Annotated in this window: 21 protein-coding genes; 3 read left to right on the top strand and 18 right to left on the bottom strand. The window is 62.2% G+C overall.

All coding sequences use genetic code 11. From position 1 onward, the window contains the following. Positions 1 to 5: 5 nt before the first annotated feature. Entirely contained in the window at positions 6 to 2393 is a 2388-nt protein-coding gene (locus tag JYP46_RS15850; RefSeq protein WP_206548649.1) for a dermonecrotic toxin domain-containing protein, read from the top strand. Here JYP46_RS15850 and JYP46_RS15845 read toward each other — a convergent pair. Genes JYP46_RS15845 through JYP46_RS15825 form a run of 5 tightly spaced genes read right to left on the bottom strand, consistent with a single transcriptional unit; the run spans position 2383 to position 8063 of the window. Beyond that, positions 2383 to 3135 carry a 5'/3'-nucleotidase SurE gene (locus JYP46_RS15845; protein ID WP_206544819.1) on the bottom strand — a complete coding sequence of 251 codons (753 nt, stop codon included), beginning with the start codon at positions 3133 to 3135 and terminating at the stop codon, positions 2383 to 2385. The two genes, JYP46_RS15850 and JYP46_RS15845, sit on opposite strands and share 11 nt — an antisense overlap. Beyond that, positions 3113 to 4300, bottom strand: coding sequence for an MBL fold metallo-hydrolase (locus JYP46_RS15840; protein ID WP_206548648.1), 1188 nt, complete (start codon positions 4298 to 4300; stop codon positions 3113 to 3115). The genes JYP46_RS15845 and JYP46_RS15840 overlap by 23 nt, the downstream gene beginning before the upstream one ends. Next, entirely contained in the window at positions 4300 to 5379 is a 1080-nt protein-coding gene (locus JYP46_RS15835; RefSeq protein ID WP_113156963.1) for an ABC transporter ATP-binding protein, read from the bottom strand. Before JYP46_RS15835 ends, JYP46_RS15840 begins: the two co-directional genes overlap by 1 nt. Continuing rightward, positions 5367 to 7070, bottom strand: coding sequence for an ABC transporter permease (locus tag JYP46_RS15830; RefSeq protein ID WP_113156962.1), 1704 nt, complete (start codon positions 7068 to 7070; stop codon positions 5367 to 5369). The genes JYP46_RS15835 and JYP46_RS15830 overlap by 13 nt, the downstream gene beginning before the upstream one ends. A 12-nt stretch (positions 7071 to 7082) precedes the next feature. Next, positions 7083 to 8063, bottom strand: a complete 981-nt coding sequence (locus JYP46_RS15825; protein WP_206548647.1) for an ABC transporter substrate-binding protein — start codon at positions 8061 to 8063, stop codon at positions 7083 to 7085. 210 nt (positions 8064 to 8273) lie between these two features. Here JYP46_RS15825 and JYP46_RS15820 point away from each other — a divergent pair, with 210 nt between their 5' ends. Next, on the top strand, positions 8274 to 9284 hold the full coding sequence (locus JYP46_RS15820) for a sugar-binding transcriptional regulator (protein ID WP_206544822.1): 1011 nt from the start codon (positions 8274 to 8276) through the stop codon (positions 9282 to 9284). A gap of 31 nt (positions 9285 to 9315) precedes the next feature. Here the strand turns inward: JYP46_RS15820 and JYP46_RS15815 are convergent, their stop codons facing one another. The 12 genes from JYP46_RS15815 to JYP46_RS15760 form a co-directional block, all read right to left on the bottom strand. Further along, positions 9316 to 9690, bottom strand: coding sequence for a hypothetical protein (locus tag JYP46_RS15815; protein ID WP_113156959.1), 375 nt, complete (start codon positions 9688 to 9690; stop codon positions 9316 to 9318). A gap of 90 nt (positions 9691 to 9780) precedes the next feature. Continuing rightward, positions 9781 to 11208, bottom strand: a complete 1428-nt coding sequence (locus tag JYP46_RS15810; RefSeq protein ID WP_206548646.1) for a PepSY-associated TM helix domain-containing protein — start codon at positions 11206 to 11208, stop codon at positions 9781 to 9783. A gap of 12 nt (positions 11209 to 11220) precedes the next feature. Continuing rightward, entirely contained in the window at positions 11221 to 11826 is a 606-nt protein-coding gene (locus JYP46_RS15805) for an SCO family protein (protein ID WP_206548645.1), read from the bottom strand. Beyond that, positions 11826 to 12320, bottom strand: a complete 495-nt coding sequence (locus JYP46_RS15800) for a copper chaperone PCu(A)C (protein WP_206544825.1) — start codon at positions 12318 to 12320, stop codon at positions 11826 to 11828. Before JYP46_RS15800 ends, JYP46_RS15805 begins: the two co-directional genes overlap by 1 nt. A gap of 64 nt (positions 12321 to 12384) precedes the next feature. Then, positions 12385 to 12786, bottom strand: coding sequence for a hypothetical protein (locus tag JYP46_RS15795; RefSeq protein ID WP_206548644.1), 402 nt, complete (start codon positions 12784 to 12786; stop codon positions 12385 to 12387). Between the two features lie 75 nt (positions 12787 to 12861). Further along, the gene (locus JYP46_RS15790) at positions 12862 to 13740 is read right to left on the bottom strand and encodes an HpcH/HpaI aldolase/citrate lyase family protein (protein WP_206548643.1); all 879 of its coding nucleotides are present in this window, start codon (positions 13738 to 13740) and stop codon (positions 12862 to 12864) included. Beyond that, positions 13737 to 14978 carry a CaiB/BaiF CoA transferase family protein gene (locus JYP46_RS15785; protein ID WP_206548642.1) on the bottom strand — a complete coding sequence of 414 codons (1242 nt, stop codon included), beginning with the start codon at positions 14976 to 14978 and terminating at the stop codon, positions 13737 to 13739. The genes JYP46_RS15790 and JYP46_RS15785 overlap by 4 nt, the downstream gene beginning before the upstream one ends. Positions 14979 to 14997: 19 nt before the next feature. Beyond that, complete coding sequence (locus tag JYP46_RS15780) at positions 14998 to 16503, bottom strand: tripartite tricarboxylate transporter permease (protein ID WP_206548641.1); 1506 nt, start codon at positions 16501 to 16503, stop codon at positions 14998 to 15000. 22 nt (positions 16504 to 16525) lie between these two features. Then, positions 16526 to 16972: a tripartite tricarboxylate transporter TctB family protein gene (locus tag JYP46_RS15775; protein WP_206548640.1), complete on the bottom strand. Its 447-nt coding sequence runs from the start codon at positions 16970 to 16972 to the stop codon at positions 16526 to 16528. A 17-nt stretch (positions 16973 to 16989) separates the two neighbouring features. After that, positions 16990 to 17940, bottom strand: coding sequence for a tripartite tricarboxylate transporter substrate binding protein (locus tag JYP46_RS15770; RefSeq protein ID WP_222474186.1), 951 nt, complete (start codon positions 17938 to 17940; stop codon positions 16990 to 16992). Between the two features lie 75 nt (positions 17941 to 18015). Further along, positions 18016 to 18777: an IclR family transcriptional regulator domain-containing protein gene (locus JYP46_RS15765; protein WP_206548639.1), complete on the bottom strand. Its 762-nt coding sequence runs from the start codon at positions 18775 to 18777 to the stop codon at positions 18016 to 18018. 252 nt (positions 18778 to 19029) lie between these two features. Next, the gene (locus JYP46_RS15760; protein WP_206548638.1) at positions 19030 to 20976 is read right to left on the bottom strand and encodes an alkyl/aryl-sulfatase; all 1947 of its coding nucleotides are present in this window, start codon (positions 20974 to 20976) and stop codon (positions 19030 to 19032) included. A gap of 208 nt (positions 20977 to 21184) precedes the next feature. Here JYP46_RS15760 and JYP46_RS22275 point away from each other — a divergent pair, with 208 nt between their 5' ends. Then, positions 21185 to 22153 carry an AraC family transcriptional regulator gene (locus JYP46_RS22275; protein WP_206548637.1) on the top strand — a complete coding sequence of 323 codons (969 nt, stop codon included), beginning with the start codon at positions 21185 to 21187 and terminating at the stop codon, positions 22151 to 22153. Between the two features lie 72 nt (positions 22154 to 22225). Here the strand turns inward: JYP46_RS22275 and JYP46_RS15750 are convergent, their stop codons facing one another. Next, positions 22226 to 23284, bottom strand: coding sequence for a TRAP transporter substrate-binding protein (locus JYP46_RS15750; protein ID WP_113156946.1), 1059 nt, complete (start codon positions 23282 to 23284; stop codon positions 22226 to 22228).

Genomic DNA, 23284 nt, shown 5'->3' with positions numbered 1-23284 from the left:
TGACAATGACGACCTACCGTGTTTCCGGAGCTCGTGCTCCCGTCATCATCAACGCTGACATCCCTCCCAAAAAAGCGCCGCCCCCCACGCGCCCGTCCCATTCTCAACCCAAACGGCGCATCGAAACTCCGACCGTGTCGACAATTCGTGGAACTGGCCTGTCGACCTCACTGTCGACGCTGGTCACGAACCAAACCTACAGGGCAATCAACAAGACTGCCGCGCGCACCCGGAAAGACATGCCGGACATCAAGGCGATGGCGCGCGAGGCAATGAGCGCAATCGTCAAGCGCCTCACGGGCAAGACGGTCGACCCGGATCACCTCTACCTGAACACATTCTCTGCGGCGCAATCCTCGCGAACGAGCTTCACGGGCTGGGAACATGCAGACAGTCCGAAGACCTCGATATCGCTCACCCAGCTTCTTCTGAGAAACTTTGGCGCGACGATGCAGGAGATGCTGCCATCCGATCTCCAGCTCAATGCCGGCGTCTACAGAGCGGGCAAAGGCGAGGCATTCTACGGAGCGCCAAACGAGTTTCCACTCTCGGTCGCTGCACTTCGGGACGCGATATGGGCGGAAGATTTTCAGACCAGAGTGCAGGATCGGCTCCGCGACTTCTGGAAGGACCATTTCCAGGATGTGCGCATTCTCGTAGAAGCACAGTTTCTGGCAGAAGTCGCAAGGGCGAAGGAAGAGATGCTTCTCTCGCTCGAAGGGCACGCTCTCGCCCGAAGTGTCTCGGTCGACCTCGCCGACCCACAAAGCGGGATTTCTCTCTCTGGCCTCGGCAAGAGCGCCGTCCCCGTCGAAGACACGATTGTTCGCCGTCTTGACATAAACGGCTACGCCTCAAGCGATATTCTGCTGCTCAGCGACAAGAGTGGGCGCACCATTCTCTATTTGCCGGGTGAAAAGAAAGCCCTGCATGAATTCCAGAGCGAGGATGCGCTGAAAGAATGGATCAGGCTGCAGGCCTCCTCAAGGAAGGGCCGGAAAATGCTGGAACGGCATTTCTCGCTCTACTGTCGCCAGGACGGGGTCTGGTATACGGGTGTCAGAAACGCTCTCAAGAAGCTGGGAACGGGCGCTTGGCAGACAGGCATAAACACGCGGAACTTTCGGGTCTCCGGTGATGTCTTCCATGTGCTTGCAAACAATATGCGCGCGCGCAGCAACAGCGATGCCGACACGCTGATCAAGTCTGACAGCGAAGTGTCGCGCGACCGATGGCTGGAGCAAATACAGACATTCAACGATGTGTTCTGGCCCGTCACGATGCTTGTGCCGGGCCTGGAGGGCGCCTTTCTGGTGGGCAATCTCGGCAGCGAGCTGGCGCTGGAGACCAACCGGGCTGTGACCGGCGACACCTATGAAGAGCGCAGCGCAGCAAGTCAGTCTGCCATACTCACGGGAAGCGCCATACTGATTGGTGGCGCGTTGAGCGCCGGCGCACGGTCGATTGCAGAGCGAACAGGCGATTTGTCTCCAGTGGCGGAGCCGCCACATCTGGCGACAGGCACAGAGCAACCCATTGTTGATCGTCCTCCTTATCGGGGAGCGCTCAGCCGCCGGGCGCAGATGACGATGAACAGCATGGGCTACGTCCTGTCTGAGCTACCGGAAGACATTGCCTACGATGCAATGAACGACGTGGTTGAGCGAATGAAGGAACGCGTTGACGCCCTGCGTCACAAATTCGAGGATCTTGGGCGTGAGCCGGATGGGACGGGGCGATTTGGTAATCACCATCTTGTCTATCGGGTGGATGATTTCCGCCCGGAACAGCTGCTGAACGCCGGTGTGTTTCGCCCTTCATACGAGTTCAACGCAATTTCTAACATGCTGAATGAGCCGGCGACGATCGGCAGCGGTTCCCTGATCGGCAGCGACAATGTTCTGGCCGCGTGGCGCAGGGACAGGTGGTCGCGCAACCCCCTTTATCAATACGCAATCGTGACTGAAGACGGCCGCGTCGCGGCCAATCTTGATGGCGGCGGTGAAGACATCGAACACTTTGATGAAGTGCATTTTCGCCCGCCGCTGGCAAAGAATGTCTACCTGCTCGACTCGACCGATCCGAAGGTGCGGAAGATGATTGCGGACATCGTCGCTTCACCGAACATAAACACCAGTTATGGCGTGCCGCTGCAGGTGTTTTCCGATTATTCAAAAGGGCGTCTCAGGCTTCATGACGGGCCGTTGCCGGCACAGTCATCGAATATTCCATACGGTATCGATCCGCTCGAAGCGATTGACCTGAAGGACGGCGAGATCGAGCCCGTCAGCCCGTCACGGCAAAACTGGCAGCGCATCCGCGAATGGATCGATGCGCTGCCGGATCCGGAAGGGGGTGAAACAGCACCCGTCGCGACGGGCTCTACTTCGTAGCGGCCCGCAGGCCTTCCATGAACGCGCCGCCAAGCTGGGTTTCGCCGAACCAGTTCAGCCGGTTCATGGTGGCGAAGCCTTCGGCGATGAGGCTGTTCTCATCGCCCTTGCGGCTTGAATGCGCGCGGCCGCGTGGCACGATCAGCTCGATCTCGTCGCCATTTTCCCGAACGATCTCGGTCTTGCGCGCAATCTTGTCGCGACCGATGGTCGGCTGGGCGATGGGGGCTGGCAGATCGGCCGGGAGATTGACGCTGAGCCAATGGCCTTCCATGGCCCACTCGCTGCGCGTCTGCCAGAGACGTTCGATGAAGCGGGCCAGCCATGCGGCGTCCCCTTCGCGCACATTGGCCTCCTTCACGCGGGAGAAACCGATGGCGGGAATGCCCCAGAAGGTCGCCTCACGGGCGATGCCAAGTGTGCCGGAATAGGCGAGATCCTCACCGACATTGCGCCCGTCATTGACGCCGCCAACAACGAGATCGGGCTTCTTGCCATCGTTGAAGAGCCAGCCCATGGAGGTCACGATGCAATCGGCTGGCGTACCCGAGCAGGAGAAACGGCGCTCGCCGAGGCGGCGCATGGTAATCGGGCGCGCGACCGTGAGCGACGGGCCGGCGGCCGTGCGCTTGCCGTCCGGCGCGACCACCCAGACATCGTCCGTCAGAAGGGATGCCGCTTTGGCCGCCAGCGCAATGCCGGGAGCTTCGATGCCGTCGTCATTGGAAATCAGAATGCGCATATATCGTCTCTTTGTCGATCTGGTAGGTGTCACCGGTGCGAGCGCCGGTCAGAAGGGCGGGAATGTGCTGATGAAGCGCGTCGAGCGCGGCCGCATCACAGGAATGGCCGATCAGCGCCGGACGTCCGGCGGCTTCCCATAACGCAACATTCTCGGGCAGCGTGGGGTGCGTCGGCATGCGGATCCAGGCCGCTGCGCCCTGGTCTACGAGCCGTGCGCCGGGCGAGCCTTTCGGCAGGTGCCCGCTCAACAGGATCGGATAGCCGGCAAGCTCTGCTGCGGCGAGCGCCGGACGGGAAGGCCCGGCGACACCCATACCGTCATGGACCAGCAGAGGGCATGCAGGCAGCGCCTCTCCCACATTCCAGTCGCGTGCGGCGGCAAGCCGTCTGGCAAGAACGTCAACACGGTCTTCATGCACGGCGCCGGGCGCATGGATCTGCGCAGACAACGCCTCGCGCATGCCGGCCTCGATGGCGAACGGCACATCGATGGCGGCGATCAGCTCCAGCGAACGACCGGAGAGCGGTGTCGGCAGAAGGCAGCCATCGGCATAGTCTGCAACCCACTTGGCAATGCGCTGGGCGCGTTCCGTGCCGGGAATGGGATCTGCGCCATAGGAGGCGTCGAGGATGAGAAGGTCGCAGGAGGGAAGCGGCTGCATCGGGAAAACAGCGCTTTCGGGCACGATGTCGGCTGAGTAGACCACGCGCCGCCCCTGCCCTTCGACCGAGAACCAGACCCCGCCGACCACATGGCCGGATGCGCCGGTTTCAATCGCGAGCGCGCCGGCAGAAAGCCGCTCGCCCGGCTCGAAAAGCCGGATCTGCGCGTCCTTCGGCATGAACTCCCACAGCTCTGCCGCGTCCGCATACTGGGCGAGCGTTGCCGGCATCTCGGTGCGGGTCTCCGCAGTCATGTAGATCGGGCCGGTATAGCCCTCGCGGATCAGGCGGCACAGCGCGCCGATATGATCCTCATGGGCATGCGAGATGAACAGGGCGTCGATGTCACCGACCGGGCGGGCGAGCACAGGGTAATATTCATCCCCTGTCGCACCCACCTTGATGCCGGCATCGAGCATGATCCGGGTGTTGCCATCGCTGACCGCAACACTGGTTCGTCCCTTTTCGCCGAACCCGCCCTGAAGATCGACCGTTAACATCAGGCTGCACCATCAGCCGGGATGAGCCAGCCCGATGTAATGGCAAGCCTTGCCCGCTGACCGGCCTCGAAGGACACCGGATCGGGCTGGTCGAAATGCAGGCCGAGCTGTGGCGCGGAAGCAGGCTCGAACTCGATGCGTGCAGACCCGCCGCGATAAACGGCGCGTGTGATCGTGCCCTCGAAGCCCGGCTGGCTCGCCCCTACGGATGTGATCTGCGATGCGCGGCAGCAAATGCGCGCGTCCTTGCGCGGCTTCTCGCCCTTGCGGCAGCGCACGACCAGTTCCTGGCCAAGCACGCGCACGCGGCACTGGCCGTCCGCCTCTTCGGTCTCGACATCGGCAGGCAGAACCATGCCCTGCGAGATGAAGGAAGCGACCATCTCGTTGGCCGGCTCATGATAGAGCTCGCGCGGGGTGGCAAGCTGCATCAGGCGACCGTGATCCATGACCGCAATACGGTCTGCCAGCGCCATGGCCTCGGCCTGGTCGTGGGTGATGTAGAGAATGGTCGTGCCGGTGCGCTTGTGGAAGTCGGCGAACTCGTCTTCCATCGAGGCGCGCAGATGCACATCGAGATTGGCCAGCGGCTCGTCGAACAGCACCAGCCGCGGCTCGGCGACGAGACAGCGCGCCAGCGCCACGCGCTGCCGCTGACCGCCGGACAGATTGGCCGGACGGCGGTCGCCATACTGTTCCATATTGACGAGCGCCAGCGCGTTCTTCACGCGCTCCTCACGCTCTGCTTTGGGAACGCGCGCCACTTTGAGCGCGTAACCGATGTTCTCGGACACGCTCATATGCGGCCAGAGCGCGTAGTTCTGGAAGACAATGCCCACGCGGCGCTTTTCCGGCGGCGTGTTGGCCTCGGCAGTGGAGACCTCGCGGTCGCCGATGCGAATGTTGCCGCCGGTGACGGTCTCGAAACCGGCGATCATGCGCAGAAGCGTGGTCTTGCCGCAGCCGGAAGGGCCAAGCACGGCGAGGAACTCGCCATCCGCGACATCGATGGACACATTGTCCAGCGCCTTGGTGTCGCCGAAGGCCTTGGTGACGTTGTTAATGCTCAGTCCCGCCATGGAAGAACTCCGTCCGGTAGTTTGTTTGCAAAGAGGCTGGCGAGCAGCATCAGAAGGAAGGTGGTTGCGACCATGATGGCGGAAACCGCCGCCGCATATTTGGAATCTCCGCCCTGTTCGAAGGAGAAGATGACAACGCCGATGGTTTCCGAACCGGAGGACCACAGGAGCGCAGAAACCGTCAGCTCGCACAGCGCCGTCATGAAGATCAGCAGGCCGCCGGCAATGGCCGCCGGAGCGATGAGCGGGAAGATGATGGTGCGCAGACGCGTGAACAGTCCTGCGCCGGCTACCTGCGCGGCCTCCTCGAGCGCCCGGTCGAGCTGGAAATAGCCCGTGATCGTCGGCCGCACGGCCAGGATCAGGAAGCGCGCGAGATAGGCGTAGAGGATGATCCAGACCGTGTTGTAGATCTGGATGCCGGTGATCGGCATGGGCTTGAGGAACAGGAGCAGCGAGGCAATCGCCAGCACCACGCCCGGCAGCGCATAGGGCAGCTCGATGGCCAGGTTGAGCGCCTTGATCCAGCGCTTGTTGCCCCAGGCGATGACATAGCCGAGCGGGATCGCAACGAAGACGGCGAAGATGGACGCCCCAGCCGAGAGATACAGGCTGTTCAGGAAGGCGCGGCTTGCCGCAGCGTGCTGGAAGATGACGAAGTAATAGTTCTCCAGCGTTGCCGTCTCAGCCGAAAGCGTGACGCCATAGCCCCGCACCAGCGAGGTGAGAATGAGCCCCACCAGCGGCAGAACGAGGATGAATGCGATCAGCACCCACATGCCGAGCTCCACCGGCAGACGCCATGCGCCCAGCTGGTAGGGCGCTGCGGGCAGCGAGGTGGACGTGATGCGGAAATCGCGCCGGCTCGCAATGCGGTCCTGCATAACGATGCCGACCATGGCGATGATACCGATGAGCACCGACAGGAACGCGACATCGGAGAGGACATCCGGTCCGCCACCGGCCAGGCGCTGATAGATGAGCGTCGGCAGCACAAGATAGTTTGCCGGAATGCCCAGAAAGGCGGGAATGCCGAAATTGCCTACACAGGAAACGAAGGTGAGCGCCGCTGCACCCACGATGGAAGGTGTCATGAGCGGCAGAATGATGGTGCCGAGCACCCGAACCCAGCCGGCGCCGCTGGACTGCGCGGCCTCGACAAGCTCACGCGGCAGCTTGCGCATGCCGGCGCGCACGATCAGGAAGACGAGCGGCGCATACTGGATGCCGAGCAGGAAAACGATGCCTTCGGGCGAATAAAGCGGATTGCGCGTGCCGAGCGGCGGAGCCATGCCCAGCATGTTCAGGAGCGGGCTGGAGGGGCCGAAAAGCTGAAGCCACGCGAGCGCGGTCACCTGCGGCGCAATCATGAGCGGCGTGACGAAGCACAGGACGAAAGCCTGACGCTGACGCACATCCGACAGTGAAACGAGAATGGCGACGGCCACGCCCAGAACCAGCGCGAACAGCGTTCCGCCAAGGCCCACCACCAGCGTGTTCCAGGTGGCGCGCCAGGTCGTTTCATCAATCAGGCCGTTGCGAATGATATCAAGCGAGAACTGACCGCCAGGCAGGATGACTTCCTGCAAAAGCCGCGCCATTGGCAGCAGCGAAAAGATGACGATAAGCGCGACGATCCCCGCTGTCAGGGCCATCTCCTGGCCCTGACGTTCCTTGCGAATAGCGGTCATTCAGATGTGTCCTTAGCCGCCGAACATGGAGGAGAATTTCTCCTTGTTGCCGGCGATCTCGTCGACAACCTTCTTCACATCAACTTTCATGATGCTGATCTCGGTGCCTTCCGGCAGCCAGTCCGGGGAACCGACCGAAGGCTTGGCCGGCAGGTAGCCCTGCGTAAGAGCCAGCTTCTGGCCGTCGTCGGAGAGAATGAAGTCGACGAACTTCTTGGCTGCGTCAGTGTTCTTCGCGGTCGACATGATGGCGACCGGCTCGGTGACGGCGGTGACGCCTTCCTCGGGGAACACGAACTCGATGGGCGAGCCGTCTTTCTTGGCGTTCATGGCCATGAAGTCGACGAGCATGCCATAGGCCTTCTCACCGCTTGCGACGGACTTCAGAACAGCGCCATTGCCGCGCACGGCAACGTGGCCGTTTTCCTTCAGCTTCTCGAAATAGTCCCAGCCGAGGTCGTCACGGTTTGCGAACGCGGACAGAAGATAGGCTGCTGCACCCGAATAAAGCGGGCTCGGCATGATGGTGAGGTCCTTGTAGGCCTCGCCCGTCAGGTCGGACCAATGCTCCGGCTTTTCGGCAGCGGCCGTGTTGTAGGCGATGCCGGTGGTGATGAGCTTGGAGCCGAAATAGGTCTTGTCGGCGTCGTAGGCCGCTTCCTCGAAGCCTTCCACATTGGCTTCGGGATAAGCCATCAGGTGGCCGTCCTTCTTGAGAATTTCCATGCTGACGGCGTCAGCGATGAGGAGAACGTCGGGCTGCGGGCTACCGGCAGCGAACTCGGCTGCAAGCTTGGTCATCAGGTCGCTGGTGCCGGAACGGAAGATCTCGACTTCGATGCCCGGGTTAGCCGCCTTGAAGGCGTCAACGGTCTCGGCGGCGTCAGCGTCGGGCTGCGACGTGTAGAGCACCAGGTTCTCGGCAAAAGCCGCGGTGGACGTGAGCAATGCGGCTGCAAACGCAACCGAGCGAATGGTGGGCTGGCGTACCATGGGGTTACTCCTCTGTTTGCTTCTCCGGACATTTAACGCCGGAGCTCCTCCCCTGCATGCGCAATATGACAGGCTTGTAACAAAAGCGCCTCATCATTGAATATGAACATATGTTTGTCGTCAATAACAAAAGAACGCAATAAAATTTCGTGCCTTTCGCCCGGCAACGCCGCCGCGACGTGCCGAACATTGTGCTAAAACCTTGACGCGATGAGAGAGGGAATCACCGCCGTGGCGCGCAAAAGGAAAAAGAAGCCGGCTGATGAGCCGACGCTGTCTTCCGCAGACATCAATGTGAAAATGGCCTGGCTCTACCATGTGGAGGGCCTGACGCAGGAGAAGATTGCCAGCCTGCTGAATGTCAGCCGCATGAAGGTGATGCGCGCGCTGGCCGCCAGCGCCGAGAACCACATGGTGGTGACCACCATCAATGCCGACACGGCCGAACAGGTGGCGCTGGAGCGGCAGCTGGAAAAGCGCTGGGGCCTGAAAAGCGCCATCGTGGTGCCCGCCCCGCAGGAAGCCGACAATCTGGAACGCTCGATCGGACATGCGGTGGCGCGCTATCTCGAAGAGCAGATGCAACCCGGCATGACACTGGCGATCGGCGGCGGCGCGACACTGCATTCCAGCCTGAGCTTCATGGCGCAGCGCGATCTTTCCGGCTCGACCGTCATCGGGCTTGTGGGCAGCCTTCCGCATTCGCAATGGATCAACCCGTCCATCGTGGCCACCAAGGTGGCGGAACGTCTGAAGGTGGACAGCTATCAGATCAGCGCGCCGGTGGTGGTGGACGACCCCGAACTGCGCGAGCGCCTTTGGGAACAGCCCTCACTGCGCGATGTGCGCGAGCGCGCCGCCAAGGCGGACATCGCGCTTTTGACGGTTGGCGCGGTTTCACCCGACGCGACGATCTTCCGCCATGGCATCGTTCCGAAGAAGCTGATCGATCCACTGCGCGACAAGGGCGCGGTGGCCAACATTCTCTGCTATTTTGTTAATGCGGCAGGCCAGCTGGTCGACCATGAGGTGAACCAGCGCATCATGGCCATCGATCTCGATGTGGTGGCGCGCATTCCGCACGTGATTCTGGCAGCCGGTGGCGAGCAGAAGGTCACGGCCATTCTGGCGGCGCTGCGCACAGTGTCCGCAGCGGCACTCGTTACGGATGCCGCCACAGCACGGATGTTGCTGGAAAAAGCAGACGAAGAGGGGCTCTGAGCGGCCCCTCACCCGGTCAGATCGGACCGCGTCAGATCAGACCGCGCTCGCGCATGAAGTCATCGAGACCCACATGCGTGATGGTCTCGAACTCGCGCACGGCCTCGAGCATGGCGCGGCGCTGGGCCGCGAGAAGCAGAAGCACCTGCCGCATTTCGCCGGAAATGCCAAAGCGCTCCCAACGGTCTGCGAGATGGCTCGGAAGGCCGGCGGCCTCGCAAAAGGCCGCGATGTTCTTGTAACCCAGATCCGTCACGAGCGCCTGCGTCTCCTCCGGCGTCGAACGCGGCTCAAGCGCGTGGTCATGCAGACGCTGCGCCAGAAGGCGGATATCGTTCGGCTGTGGCGCGTTGGCCAGAACCTTGTTGATCAGAGACGAAACTCTCGGGGGCTTTTCGCTATGCATCGCACTCTCCATTCGCGGCGATCATAGGACGAGAGCGGGCGACGCTCAATCGGAAAGCGCCGCCCGGCGATACCACTTTCAAGCAGGCCCTTAGCCAAGAAGGCGTGCAAGCGGCTTAATGCGCTGGATCACAAGCACGTCCAGAGCGAGCAGAACCAGCAGGGTGACGCCCACCAATGGGAAGAGAAGCGACACCAGAAGCATCAGCGCCACCGCGCCCTTCCACAGCGGCATGTCTGCCGGCATGGGCGGTGCGGCCAGACGCAGCGCGTGCGGTGGACGGCGCATCCACCACATGACAATGCCGCTGGCCGACAGGAAGAGGACCGCCAGACAGAACGCCGTGTTCAGCGCCAGATTCCAGATGCCCATGTCGCCTTCGTGAAAGGCGATGCCAACCGCCATCGCCTTGCCGCCAGGTGAATAGTCGGCAAAACGAACATCGGCCAGAACATTGCCCGTATACTGGTCGACATGCACCGTCCGGTCGGAGGTCGGATCGGTGGAATCATTGCTCATGGAATCCTGCGCGAGCGTCCACACGCCAGTGTCGCCGCGCGGCGTGGCCACGCGGAACCGGCCCTCATAGCCAAGGCTTCGCCCGAAGGCGACGATCTGGTCCAGATTGTAGGGAGACGCACCCGGCACGCCGGCCACACCAGCATCGGAACCAGAGGCAGGGAGCGGCGTCTGCTCCAGCGCCCAGGGCACATCCTTGGTCGCACCGTGGTTCAGGGAGGCATGCGTCTGGTCAGACAGGGGCACATTGTCCCACTTCTCCGCCGGAAACGTGCTCCATGCCTGCACGAACTTCTCGCCCCAGATGCCGGCCCATGAAAGGCCGCTCAGGAGGAAGACGAGGAGAAGCGCTGCAGCATATAACCCGGTGGTCTTGTGCAGGCTCTTCCAGAAGGAGCGGCCGCGCGCATTGAGGTCGGGCCGGAAGGCGCGTCCTGCGCCCTGCCCGTCACGCGGCCACCACAGATACGCGCCGGTGATGATGAGCACGATGCCGAAACCGGCCGCGATCTCGATCAACCGGTCGCCCAGATCGCCGATCAGCAGCGTGCCGTGAATGTCCGAGGCGAAGTCATACCAGCCGGCCTGGCGGCTCCAGATGTCCAGCACCTCTGCGGTGTAAGGGTCGACGGCGACCAGCTTTGCCTCGCCACCGCTGTCTACGCGGAACACGGCAGCACGGTCTGGCGCGGTCGGAGCGATATATTCGACCACATGCCCCTCATGCAGCGCCGCCTGCGCCGCCGAAGCCTGCGCAAGAATTGATGTCTGCTCGCCCTGCGGCGTGACCGTGATCTTTTCGCCGTCACGCCCGTCGAGTGCGCTGACCCAGAGCATAATCAGGCCGGTCACCGCGAGCATCGCCAGAAACGGCGCGACATAGAGGCCGGCATAAAAGTGCCAGCGCCACGCTGCCATGTAGAATTTGCGTGAAAGCGTTCTGTCCACGACAGTACGCGCCGGAGCTTCCTCAAGCGCCGGCGTATCGACATGTGTCATGATTTCCTCCCGTCAGCCCTTGGCAGCCAGCCGCCTGAGCTTCTCCAGCATGGAATCGTGCGCCTCGCCGTAAGACAGCGTGCCGACGAAACCACCCTCCCCATTCATCAGATAGACCGAAGCCGTGTGATCGATGGTGTAGTCGCCATCATCCGTGGGCACTTTGCGGTAATAGACGCGATAGGCCTTGGTGATGGCTTCGATCTGCTCTTCGGTGCCTGCCAGTCCCTGAATGCGATCATCGAAACTGGACGTGTAGAGCGCCAGCTGCTCCGGCCCGTCGCGCTCCCAGTCAACGGATACGAAGGCGAAGTTGAGCCTGTCCGCATCCGCACCGAGATCATCGATGAGGCCCGATAATTCATAGAGCGTGGTCGGGCACACATCCGGGCAGAAGGTGAAGCCGAAGAAGATTGCCGTCGGTTTGCCGAGAAAATCGGCGTCGGTGACGGTGGTTCCATCCTCTGCGGTCAGCGTGAAGGGGCCGCCGATATCGGCGGTGCCCATTCCCCCACCGGACCGGCCGGTGGGAGAGATGTTCATCGTCACCATTGCGACGATGGCAAGGACCAGCGCGAAAACCGCGCCGGCCAGGATCGATAACGAACGACGGGACATCAGCTCTTGCCGTTGCCGTGCATGTTTTTGTGCATGTTCGGAGCTGGTGCGCCGGGCTTCGCGACCGACATTTCAACTTCGATCGTGCCGGCCTTCTCGAAGGTCAGTGTCACCGGAACGGGCGCGCCTTCGGCGATGGGCTCCTTGAGCTCCATGAACATGACATGCAGACCGCCGGGCGCGAGATTGACCGTCTCGCCAGCCGGAACCGGAATGCCTTCGGGCAGATGACGCATCTTCATGACGCCGTTGGTCATGTCCATCGTGTGCAGCTCCACGCGGCCTGCAAAGGCGGCCTCGGCGCTGACCAGTCGGTCGTCTTCCTCACCGCCATTTGCGATGGTGACAAAGCCGCCGGCAGCCTTTGCGCCGGGCGGCGTGGCGCGGGTCCATGGCTGGTCGATGTCAAGATTGCCAAGCGTGTAGTCGCCGGCGAATGCGGGAGCGGCGATGAACAGCATTGCTGCCGTGAAAGTGCGGGTGAAAAAGCGCATGTCTTGTCTCCATAAGCGCAGATACGGGCGCATGAATGCGCGGCCGTGAAAAGGGTTTGTTGCGTCAGATGGAGTGGGATGGAGGGCCGCGCGCGTCGGCCAGAAAACCGAGCGTGACGGGGTGGAAGACCGGAGGCTCGGGCAGCGTTGCGGCAGCGAGCGGCGCGCGTAAGGCGCAGTCGAGCCCGGCATGGTCGCCGGGTAATGCGGGTGAAACCGCGCAGCCGGCCTGGCAGAGGGTTGTGCAGCAATCATGCGGACTGCGGGCGGGTGCAGGGCCATTGCCCGTTTCCGGCCCGATGCCGCTCGGATTACAGATGACGAAGCCGGGAATGCCGGCAGCACCCGCCATGTTTCCCTGCGCAAAGGCCGCTGCAAAGCCCTGCATGAGAAGGAAATAGGCCAGTAGGCCGGCCATGAGACCCGCCGCGAGACGATCCTTCAACATGTCGCGCATGAACTTCATGGAAGCGTCGTGACACATTTCCGTCGCCGTGTCACTGCGGCGAATGCGGCGTCCATGCAGGACGCCGCAACTGGCTCAATGCCCGGGCCGAGACGCCAGAATGTCCCGCGCGCGATCCAGCATCGGCTTGTCGATCATGCGTCCGTCGAGCGTGGCGGCTCCCCTGCCCTGTGCGTGGGCCTCTTCCATCGCCGCGACGACGCGCTTTGCCCAATCTGTTTCCTCATCCGACGGCAGGAATGCCGCGTTGAGAGGCGCGACGGCTGCCGGATGCACGCAGGTTGCGCCGCGAAAGCCGAAGGCCCGCGCCCGGCGAGCCACTGCGGAAAGATGCTCCGCATCACCATAATTGGCGACACTGTCCAGAAGCCCCAGAGGCGCGATGCCGGCTGCATGCGCAGCAAAGACGATCTGCTGGCGCGGTGCGAGCAGCGCCTCGGGCGTCGGCTGCATGCCGGTGGCTGTGGCGAAGTCCTCGCTGCCGAGGATCATGCCGCAAAGGCGTGGATCGGCCCGCGCAATGTCATGCACGTTTTCAAGGCCGCGCGGGGTCTCGATCATCGCCACCAGAGCGATTTCACCGACCGGCAGGCCGCGTTCGGCCTCAAGATCGAACAGCACCTCGGAGATGAGACGCAGTTTTTCCGCAGCTTCGCATTTGGGCACGAAGATGCCGCGCAGACCGGGCTGAACCACAGCTTCAAGTTCCGGCACGGCAAGCCGCATGCCGCCATTGATGCGCACCAGCAGATCCGATGGCCCCTCGGCAAGTGTCGGAAGCGCCGCCGCTGTCATCGTGCGGGCGGTTGCCTTTTCGTGATCGGGGACGCTGTCTTCCAGATCGAGCACAACCGCATCGGCTCCACGGGTCTGGGCCTTGCCGATGAAGCGCTCATTGTTGCCCGGCACATAGAGAAGCGAGCGCCAGCGCGGCTGGTTTGCTGTCTGCCTCATGCATCTGCTCCGTCGTTGATGACGCCGGCGGTGACGAAGCCATCGACCTCGGCATCGGAGAACGCGGCCGCCCGCAGGATTTCGCGCGAATGTGCGCCCAGCGCAGGGGCCGGACCGCGCAGGGTGCCCGGCGTTTCGGAAAGGCGCGGCGTGGGCGCATGCATGGGCACGCTTCCGTGCTCTTCATCCGGTGCAGCGACATAGATGCCGCGTTCGATGAAATGACGGTCGGCGCAGATGTCCGCCACGTCGTAGAGCGGCGCGGCGGTGATGCCGTCCTTCTCGAAAATCTCCAGAACCTCGGCGCGGCTGCGCGCCCCGATCCACCCACCGACAATGGCGTCGACCTCATGCCGGCGCGAAACGCGCTGCTCGTTGGTGGCGTAGCGCGGGTCGGTGATCATGTCTTCGCGCCCGATGCTGCGGAACAGGCGCTCGGCGGTTTTTTGAATGGACGCGGAAATGGCGATGAAGTGCCCGTCGCTCGTCTTGTAGACATTGCGCGGGCTCGACGTGTTGGACCCATTGCCGACACGCTGTTTGGGCTTGCCGGTGATCTGGTAGTCGAGCGGCTCCGGCCCAAGCACGGAAACCATCGCATCAAGCAGCGACAGGTCGATCACCTGACCATGCCCGTCGCGGTCACGCGCGCGCAGCGCCATCATCACGGCATTGGCCCCGTAGAGGCCGGAAATCATGTCTGCGAGCGCCAGCGGCGGCAGCAGCGGATCGCCCCCTTCCTCGCCATTGCGGTGTGCAAAGCCGGACATGCCCTCGACCAGCGTTCCGAAACCGGGACGCGGGCTGTAGGGGCCGCTCTGGCCAAAACCGGAAACCCTGAGCAGAACCAGTCCCGGGAAATCGCGCTTGAGCACTTCCGGCCCGAGCCCCATCTTTTCCAGCGTGCCCGGCCGGAAGCTCTCGATCATCACATCGGCGCGGGCGATGAGCCGGCGCAGAAGATCCAGCGCGCCTTCCTTTCGAAAATCAAGCGCGATGCTCTTCTTGTTGCGGCCATAGACCTTCCAGAAAGTGGCATGGCCGCCCTGCTTCCACGCCCGCAGGGGATCGCCTGCGGGAAGCGGTTCCACCTTGATGACCTCGGCCCCGAAATCGGCCATCTGAAGCGAGGTCATGTTGCCCGCCACGAGACGCGACAGGTCAAGCACAACGATCCCGCTCAGCGGACCTTTTGCATCGGGCGTGAAATCGACGGGTTTCCAGGCACGGTCGGCCATAGTCTTCCTTCTTGTAGTCTCAGGCGCGCGCCGCAGGTTCGCGGCGCTTCATGAAGCGTTTCGTCGCCATGCCCAGTCCGCCAAGGACGACCATGGCAATGATGATTCCGAGCGAGATGGGCCGGTCGATGAAGATCGCCCAGTCACCTTGCCCCAGCATGATCGACTGGCGGAAATAGTTTTCCGCGAGCGGAGCAAGGACAACCGCCAGAATGAACGGGCCGGTGGGATAATCCGCCTTTTTCATCAGATATCCGAGCACGCCGAACACCAGCGCGACCCATATGTTGAACGTGCTGTAGGCAAGCGAGAACGCACCCACGACACAAAGGGCGATGACGACGCTCGCCAGATGCCCCTGCACGGAACGCAGAAGATTCACGAAGACGGGAATCAACAGCACGTTCGAGAAGAGCAGGAAGATGTTCGCCAGCACAAGGCCTGCAATCATCGCCCAGACCACGTCTCCCGACTTGATCATGAGAAGCGGGCCGGGCTGCATGCCGAACATGATGAGCGCGCCAAGCATGATGGCCGTGCCGCCGGAGCCGGGAATGCCGAGCGTGATGAGCGGGATCAGCGAACCAGGAACCGAAGCATTGTTGGAGGCTTCCGGTCCGGCGAGACCTGCAATTGCGCCCTTGCCGAACTCTTCCGGCTTGCGCGAAATGCGCCGCTCCAGGGCATATTCGAGGAAGGTCGCGACAGTTGCGCCGGCGCCCGGCAGAATGCCGATGACGGTGCCGAGGATCGAGCCGCGCACGGTTGCGCCGCCGCTCTCCTTGATGGCGTATGCCGGCGGGATGTATTCGCGGATGTTGAAGCTCGGCTTGCCGAGATCGATGCGCACGCGCTTTTCGAGATTGTAGAAGACTTCGCCAAGGCCGTAGAGGCCGATGATGATGGCGACGAAGTCGATGCCCTCGATCAGCTCCGGCGTGAAGGCGAAGCGGATATGGCCGGAAATGTAGTCACTGCCGAAGGTGGAGACCAGAACGCCGACACAGGCCATCAGCAGGGCTTTCACCATGTTGTCGCCGGCCAGAAGCACAATCGTACTGAGCCCCAGCAGCATGAGCAGGAAATATTCCGGTGCGCCGAGATAGATCGCGTAGGAAGAGACCACCGGCGCGAAGAAGATCAGAACCGCAAGGCCAAAGAAACCGCCGATGAAGGACGAGAACGCCGACAGGCCGAGCGCCAGACCGCCCTGCCCGCGCAGCATCATCGGATAGCCTTCCATGGCGGTGATGATGGCGGGGGCGTCGCCCGGCGTGTTGATGAGGATCGACGTGATGCGGCCGCCATACATGGTGCCCATGTAGACGCCGGTAAGCAGGCACAGGCCCGAAGCGTGCGGCATGCCGAAGGTCAGCGGCAGCATGAGCGCGATGCCTGCCGATGGCCCAAGCCCCGGCAGCGCGCCGACCACCGTGCCGATCATGCCGGCAAGGAAAATCAGCAAAATGTTGTAGACGGTCAGAACTTCCGAAAAACCGCCCGCGAGTTGAGTGAGTGCGTCCATTGGAGAGCGACTTTCAGGAAGACTATTGAAGCGGGATTTTCAGCCAGAGGCTGAAGATCGTGTAGATGACGGCCAGAATGGCGGCGCTGACCAGACAGGACTTTACGAAGCCATGCCCGTTGAAGCGCCACGACAGGATGATCATCAGCAGGCCAAGCGGCGCAAGAATGCTGCCCCAGCTCATGGCGTAGATCGCGCCCGCCAGAAGAACGATAACGGCGGCCACCGGGAGCGCCGAAGAAAGATCTTCGATGACGGCGCTGCCGTCCGCACCGGGCTTGCGCCCGGCCATGAAAGCCTTGACGGCGAGGATGCCGATCAGACCCAGAATGACAAGTGCGATGTTGAGCGGGATATACCCCGGCCCGAAGCTCTGCTCCGAGCCGTAAGGCATATCCAGACTGCTTATGAGGAGGACTCCCGAAAAGACGGCGAGACCCGCAAGCAGGACGATTTCCGACAGTTTCATGAGCCCTCTCCAGTCACTTATTTAATGATGCCGAGCTCGGTGAGCGTCTCGCGATAGACGCCCTGGGTCTCTTCGAGATAGGCCTCGAATTCATCACCGGTGATGAAACCCTCAACCACGGAGTTCGGGTCGAGATAGCCGGACTTCCAGGCAGCGCTCTCGTTCAGCTCGGTCATCTTCTCGATGAGATAGGCCTTTGCTTCATCGCTGATGTCAGCCGGAGCGGTGACGCCGCGATAGAGGCTGAGCGTGATGTCGATGTCCTGCTCTTTGAAGGTCGGAACATCGGGAAGCGCGTCGATGCGCTCTTCCGTGCTGATGGCCAGCGCGTTGAACTTGCCTGCCTCGATGAAGTCGCGGGCCGTGCCCGGATTGGTGACGATGAAGTCGAGCTGGTTGCTCAGCAGTGCTGCAACCACATCGCCATCGCCCTGGAACGGCACGAAGTTGACCTTCTTGCCGGTCTGCTTCTGGAACTGGATGGCGACGATGTGCTCGATGCTGCCCGTGGCCGTGCCGCCAACGTTCAGAACCTTGTCGGCCTTGAGCAGATCGTCGATGGACTTGTAGGGGCCCGCCGCGTTGACGACGAGCAGCTCGGGGTCGATGCCCAGACGCGCAATCGGCGTGAAATCGGAAAAGTCGAGGCCGATGTTGGAGGTGAGCGGCGTGGTGATGTGCGAGGAGGTCACCGACATGAGGTAGTGACCGTCACCGGCGCGCGAGTTCAGGTAGCCCATGGCCACGGCGGAGCTGCCGCCCGGCTTGTTGATCACGTTGATCGGCGTCTCGATGATGCCCTCTTCCTGCATGATCTTGGCCATGGAGCGCAGCATGGTGTCGTGACCGCCGCCCGGACCATAACCGGCGACGAACTCGATTCCGCGCTCGGGGAATTCCTGCGCGCTGGCCGGAGCGGCCTGTGCTGCAGCGAGCACGGCGGCAGCCATACCCATGGATTTAAGCATATGTTTCACGTCGTTTCCTCCTGATGATCGTCTGGTTGAGTGATGTTGGAACCGCATTGCGTGCGGATCGGGTGGCTACCGGGCCGGCAGCCTGTGGCGAAAGGCGGTGAGCGCGGCGGTGGCCTGCGCTGCGCTTTCGCAGGTCACGGCAATGACCTGATCGATGTTTGCGGCCATGCGGTCGGCGGGGCCGGCAATGTTGAGTGCGGCGCGCACACATCCGTCTGCATCAAGAACGGGAGCCGCAACGCCCGCAGCACCCTCGACCACGCCACGCAGATTGACGGCATGGCCGGCCGCGCGCGCGTCTTCCACCTTTGAGAGAATGGCTTCGCGCAGATCCGGATCGCCGGCTTCTTCAGCCGCACGCGTCGCATACGCGGCAAGCCGGTCGGCGGAAAGGCCGGTCAGAAGCACGATGCCGCTCGTGACCTGATGCGCCCTGCGCGACACGGTGATGTCGCGGTCATATCTGATCTCGCGCTCGGGCATGAGCTTGGAGATGTAACGAACGCGGTCGTCTTCATCGAGCACGGCGAGAAAGCCGGATTCGCCCGCCTCGCGTACTGCCGTGTGCAGAACCGCATCGGTGAGGCGCGCAAGTGTGCCCCATGCCTGATGCGCGTCATCCGGCTCGCCGGGAAGACGGCAAAGACGATAGCGGCCGTCATCCTCGCGGGCGGCATAGCCAAGATCGACCAGCATGCGCAAAAGGCCGAGCGCGCTGCTCTTGGGAAGCTCCAGTGCAGCGACGGCGTCGGAGAACGAGACCGCGCCTTCCTGACGGGCCATCCATTCCAACAAAAGCAAAATGCGCTCAGCGCCGCGACCACTCACCTGGCTGCCTCCTCCTCGGCCTCCACTAGTTCAATATATTGAACTAGTTCGTTATTTAGAGCGGCCATTTGGTAGAGACTATTGGCGACGGCGTCAAGCCGGCAAAGAAGAGGGCCGGCAAGTGACTGGAAAGCATCGGCTTTTGCGTGTTTTGACCGTGGATAAGGTGCAGGCGACAAACAGCACGCCCAAACGAAAACAGCCGCAGACCGGATTGGCGGTCTGCGGCTGCATGGCGTCGATCAGTCTGAATCAGCGTACGACGAGCTTGATCGGATCGGCGTTCGGCGGATCGAGATAGCCGAAGAAGCGCTCGATGGCCTTCTCGTCGCCCTCAATGGTCAGCGAGCCTTCGGCCAGTGCATCGGCAAGCGTGGTCTGCTCCAGAAGAATGTCATCCAGAAGCGCCTTGGTCGCGACGATGGTGGCGTCGGTTTTCTCCGGGCTTTTAGGATGGAAGACCGCCACGCCCCTGCGGATTTCAAGCGCGCTGTCGTCCTGGATATCCGTGAACCGGAACCCGATGGTCATGTGCGCGTCCGCCGCCTTTTCGGGATCGAGCCGCACCCGAACGGACTCGATGATGGCGTCGGGCGAAAGCGCCTTGATGATGTCGGGAGCGGCGAAGTTCCAGATGCGCGAATAGTCGAGCTTGTCCTCCAGTTCCAGAGCACCGCCAAGCGCAAGGCCGCGCCAGTAGATGTTGGGCTGCTGATAGGCCCATTCACGCATCGCCTCGGCTTTCATTGCACGGGCTTCCATGTCCTCGCCATCAACGCGGACGGCATGGGTCAGAAGCTCCATCGACCAGCCATATTCGCCTTCATCGAGCGCCTTGCGGGCCTTCTCCATGATCGCGTCACGGCCGCCGAGTGCCTCGACATAAAGCGCAGCCTTCTTTTCGAAGCCCGGCGTGGCGAGTTCGGTCGGATCTGCCTGATACCAGCCGAGATAGCCGCCATAGATGTTGCGCGTGCTGTGGGCGACGGTGCCGTAATACTCTCCAAGCCACGGATCGTTGGCCAGATGCTCCGGCAGGCGGATCGTGTCTGCCAGTTCCTCCCGCGTGTAGCCCATGTTCATGAGCCGTACGGTCTGGTCGTGTACATACTGGATCGCGTCGCGATAATTGGTGATGCGCTCGACAATGAACTCGTTGCCGACCCACGGACGCATGTGGGAGCCGGAATAGCTGTCTGCCTCACGCGCATACTCCAGCAGCCGGTCGACGCCCGTATACCACTCCACCGGATCGCGGAATTTGGTGCCGCGCAGCGTGTAGATATTGGGGAAGGACTCGCCCTGGATCGTTTCCGATCCGTGCAGGTGCTTCATCTCCGGGAACCAGACGCCGATTTCATCCTCGGCATCGCCATAGGCGTGGAACATGACCATCCGCACACCGGCGATGGTCACGTCCAGCATTTCGTCAAACGTGTCCGTCGGCTGTAAAAGCGACACCGGGCCGGAATCGAATGTGGGCCCAAGCGCCTGATGCACACGGCCTTCCGGGCCGACATCGAGCAGCGTGCTGGCGAGCGCGGTGCGGATCGACAGGATCGGACCGACCACGCTTGCGTCATTGACCAGATATTCCATGAAGCTGTCATGGGCGTAGATCTTCACCTTGCCAGACTTCACGTCCTCTTCGGTCACGCCGAGCCCCTTGGAGCCGAACGGGTGATCGGGATGACGGTGCGTGTAGACGATGGCCTTGATGGGTTTGTCGGTTAAGCTGCGGAACTCCTCCATGACCAGCGCGCCGAAATCGTCATTCTCGCCCGGATCGATGATGATGACGCCGTCATCGCCAACCACCATCGTGGTGCTGGTGATGCCGTAGCCAACCGCCACATAGACCTTGTCCTTGACCGGCATATAGATGCCGCGCTGCATCTGCCGGGCAAACGCGGTCTGTTCGGGATGGATCGTGTCCGATGCTTCCGTGAAGGCGAGATTGTCGCCGCGATCGAGCACAATGGGCGCGAGATTGGGCTTGAAAGCCTCATAGCCTGCCATCAGGCGCTCGACTTCGGCCTCGTCCGCCATCGCATCGGATACCAGTCGAACATCGCCCGCCTGCGCCAGAAAGAGCGCACAGGCAGCGCCGGCAAGCAGGGACAATGTCTTGTTTCGATGTGGTTTGAGATGTGTCGTTTCAAGCCGGCGCACGACCGGCTTTGCGGATGTCTTTTGCATGCTTCTTCTCCCCAAACAGGAACCGCTGGCGGTTGCCGCAGTCCAAATGCCTGTACGAAGACCGCGCTCGGCGCTACCATGAGAGGTCTTGTGCAAAACCACTCACGGGCACGGGGCGCGGAAACCGTTCAGCCATGGCGTTTGAGTATTTCGAAACTTAGCCAGCCTGCTACGTAATTTCCGACAAGTTTTCGGGGAGGAAAACTTTGTGAGCGAGCGCGCAGGAACCGGCTTTTTCTCCACGGAGGAACCCAGCCTCTACGAGGCGGCAATCCGCCCGTGGAACCTGACCGTCGAGCCGCTGGAGGCCGGCCCGTTCGGCTGCGACATCGCGTTTCTGAAGCTCGACGGCATCGCCATCTACCGGGATCAGTACCATACGGACATGCGGCTGCGCGGCACGACACCGCCCGACGCTCTTGCTCTCGCCCTGCCGCTTGCGGGTCTGTGCGACAAGTCGGCCTTCTGGGGGCGAACGCTGTGCAAACACAACCTTCACCACAGCTTCTATCGAGAGCTGGACAGCACCACGGCTGCCGGCCACGACCAGATCGTCATCCTGATCGGTACGGATGAACGCTATGCGCCGGAATTCGCCGATCTCTGGGATCATTTCGACGCCTGCAAGAACGGTCGCCCCATTCACCTGACGAACCGGCAGGCCGGCGCCCTGCGGCGGGTCTGTCTTGATGCGCTGCACACGGGCGAAGGAGAACCAGACAGAGCGTTCGGCGACATGCTGCGTGCCGATTTGGTCGGTGCGATCAAGCCGCTCGTTCTCGACGCCTGCCGGCAGGAACAGGCCCGGCCGGACCGGCGCGGAAATTCGGCCATTGCCCGCATGTATGATTTTCTTGAAGCCTCAGACGAACCGCGCCTGACGGTTGCCGGACTTTGCAGGATGGCCGGCATTCACGAACGCACGCTGGAGCGCGCGGTACGGGCGAAATTCGACTGCACCGTCCACGCCCTGCTCCGCCGCCGCCGGTTGCACGAGGCGCGGCGCATGCTGCTCTTCGCTGATGCCTTCACAAACAACGTGACGCGGATTTCGCACGAACTCGGCTTCTATGATGGCGGTCGCTTTGCGCGTGATTATGCCGCCCTCTTCGGCGAACTGCCTTCGCAGACATTGCGGCAGAACGCGATAGAGACCGTCACGCCCCTCCTGGTCTGAACGAAAAACGCCGCGCCTCCCATGGGATGGTTCCCGGGGAAGCGCGGCGCGTCTTTTAACGGGCCCGGATTATCAGCGACGCTGGAGAAGCGGCATGTTCATGGCGTTGGCGTATTTCACGCTCTCGGCCAAAAAGCCGTCATAGCTCTCGCGCACGCGGGCGACGTCTTCGCTTTGCGCCGTCAGCTCTTCGCGCACTTCTTCCCATGCGCCCTTGAGGCCTTCGGCCACATCGTCCGGCACATCGCGGAAGATGACGCCATCGGCCTCCAGCGACGCCATGGCGCGCGCATTGTGATAATCGAACTGGGCAAGCGCCTCCTGGCTGGCGGCAAGGGCCGCAGCCTCGCAGATTGCCTGCAGATCGGGCGAAAGCTCGGCCCAGGCATCCTTGTTGAAGACGATGGCAAGCGCTGCACTCGGTTCGTTGTAAGCCGGCAGGTAGCAGTTCTTGGTGATCTTCTGCAGGCCGAAAGCCTGATCGAGGAACGGACCGACCCACTCGGCCGCATCGAGCGCACCGGACTGAAGCGCCTGGAAGATTTCCGGCGGGGGCATCAGAACCGCGTTGACGCCAAGCTTGCGATACATCTCGCCGCCGAGGCCGGCAATGCGCATGTTGAGGCCCTTAAGGTCGTCCAGCGAATTGATCTCGGACTTGAACCAGCCGGCGCTCTGCGTGTTGGAATTGCCGGAATAGAGCGGCTTCAGATTGCGCTGGGCGTAGATGTCGTCCCAGATCTCCTGACCGCCGCCATAGCGCAGCCATGCGTAATGCTCGGCAGCCGTCATGCCGAACGGCACGGCGGTGAACCAGTGCAGGGCCGGGTTTTTGCCGGCTGCATAGTAAGGCGGGTTATGGCCGACCGGGGCCTTGCCCTGCTGCACGGCATCCTCGACGCCGAAGGGCGGAACGAGCTCGCCGCCGCCGAAAACCTTGAAGCTCAGCCGGCCATCGGACATGGCGGCGACCTTCTCGGCGAAGTTGGTGACATTGGTGCCAACGCCCGGTGCGTTTTTGGGGAAGCTGGTGGGCAGGTTCCACTCGATCTTGCCCTGCGCAATGGCTGGCGTGGCGAGTGCTGCGGCCGTTGCGCCCGCGCCTGCTGTGAGAAATGTTCTGCGTTTCAT

This window comes from Nitratireductor aquimarinus, assembly GCF_017255295.1.
GTDB classification, from domain to species: Bacteria; Pseudomonadota; Alphaproteobacteria; order Rhizobiales; family Rhizobiaceae; genus Nitratireductor; species Nitratireductor aquimarinus.
The sequence above is the reverse complement of the archived record's forward strand: the minus strand, read 5'-3'. Positions and strand labels throughout refer to the sequence as shown.

What these genes read in the sequence shown, in the direction of transcription:
- JYP46_RS15835 (WP_113156963.1), bottom strand. Translation starts at nt 5,379, where the DNA reads ATGGCGGGACTGAGCATTAACAACGTCACCAAGGCCTTCGGCGACACC.
- JYP46_RS15775 (WP_206548640.1), bottom strand. Translation starts at nt 16,972, where the DNA reads ATGAAACTGTCGGAAATCGTCCTGCTTGCGGGTCTCGCCGTCTTTTCG.
- JYP46_RS15785 (WP_206548642.1), bottom strand. Translation starts at nt 14,978, where the DNA reads ATGGCCGACCGTGCCTGGAAACCCGTCGATTTCACGCCCGATGCAAAA.
- JYP46_RS15820 (WP_206544822.1), top strand. Translation starts at nt 8,274, where the DNA reads ATGAGAGAGGGAATCACCGCCGTGGCGCGCAAAAGGAAAAAGAAGCCG.
- JYP46_RS15825 (WP_206548647.1), bottom strand. Translation starts at nt 8,063, where the DNA reads ATGGTACGCCAGCCCACCATTCGCTCGGTTGCGTTTGCAGCCGCATTG.
- JYP46_RS15830 (WP_113156962.1), bottom strand. Translation starts at nt 7,070, where the DNA reads ATGACCGCTATTCGCAAGGAACGTCAGGGCCAGGAGATGGCCCTGACA.
- JYP46_RS15800 (WP_206544825.1), bottom strand. Translation starts at nt 12,320, where the DNA reads ATGCGCTTTTTCACCCGCACTTTCACGGCAGCAATGCTGTTCATCGCC.
- JYP46_RS15780 (WP_206548641.1), bottom strand. Translation starts at nt 16,503, where the DNA reads ATGGACGCACTCACTCAACTCGCGGGCGGTTTTTCGGAAGTTCTGACC.
- JYP46_RS15845 (WP_206544819.1), bottom strand. Translation starts at nt 3,135, where the DNA reads ATGCGCATTCTGATTTCCAATGACGACGGCATCGAAGCTCCCGGCATT.
- JYP46_RS15805 (WP_206548645.1), bottom strand. Translation starts at nt 11,826, where the DNA reads ATGTCCCGTCGTTCGTTATCGATCCTGGCCGGCGCGGTTTTCGCGCTG.
- JYP46_RS15850 (WP_206548649.1), top strand. Translation starts at nt 6, where the DNA reads ATGACGACCTACCGTGTTTCCGGAGCTCGTGCTCCCGTCATCATCAAC.
- JYP46_RS15770 (WP_222474186.1), bottom strand. Translation starts at nt 17,940, where the DNA reads ATGCTTAAATCCATGGGTATGGCTGCCGCCGTGCTCGCTGCAGCACAG.
- JYP46_RS15760 (WP_206548638.1), bottom strand. Translation starts at nt 20,976, where the DNA reads ATGCAAAAGACATCCGCAAAGCCGGTCGTGCGCCGGCTTGAAACGACA.
- JYP46_RS15840 (WP_206548648.1), bottom strand. Translation starts at nt 4,300, where the DNA reads ATGTTAACGGTCGATCTTCAGGGCGGGTTCGGCGAAAAGGGACGAACC.
- JYP46_RS15810 (WP_206548646.1), bottom strand. Translation starts at nt 11,208, where the DNA reads ATGACACATGTCGATACGCCGGCGCTTGAGGAAGCTCCGGCGCGTACT.
- JYP46_RS15795 (WP_206548644.1), bottom strand. Translation starts at nt 12,786, where the DNA reads ATGAAGTTCATGCGCGACATGTTGAAGGATCGTCTCGCGGCGGGTCTC.
- JYP46_RS15815 (WP_113156959.1), bottom strand. Translation starts at nt 9,690, where the DNA reads ATGCATAGCGAAAAGCCCCCGAGAGTTTCGTCTCTGATCAACAAGGTT.
- JYP46_RS15790 (WP_206548643.1), bottom strand. Translation starts at nt 13,740, where the DNA reads ATGAGGCAGACAGCAAACCAGCCGCGCTGGCGCTCGCTTCTCTATGTG.
- JYP46_RS15750 (WP_113156946.1), bottom strand. Translation starts at nt 23,284, where the DNA reads ATGAAACGCAGAACATTTCTCACAGCAGGCGCGGGCGCAACGGCCGCA.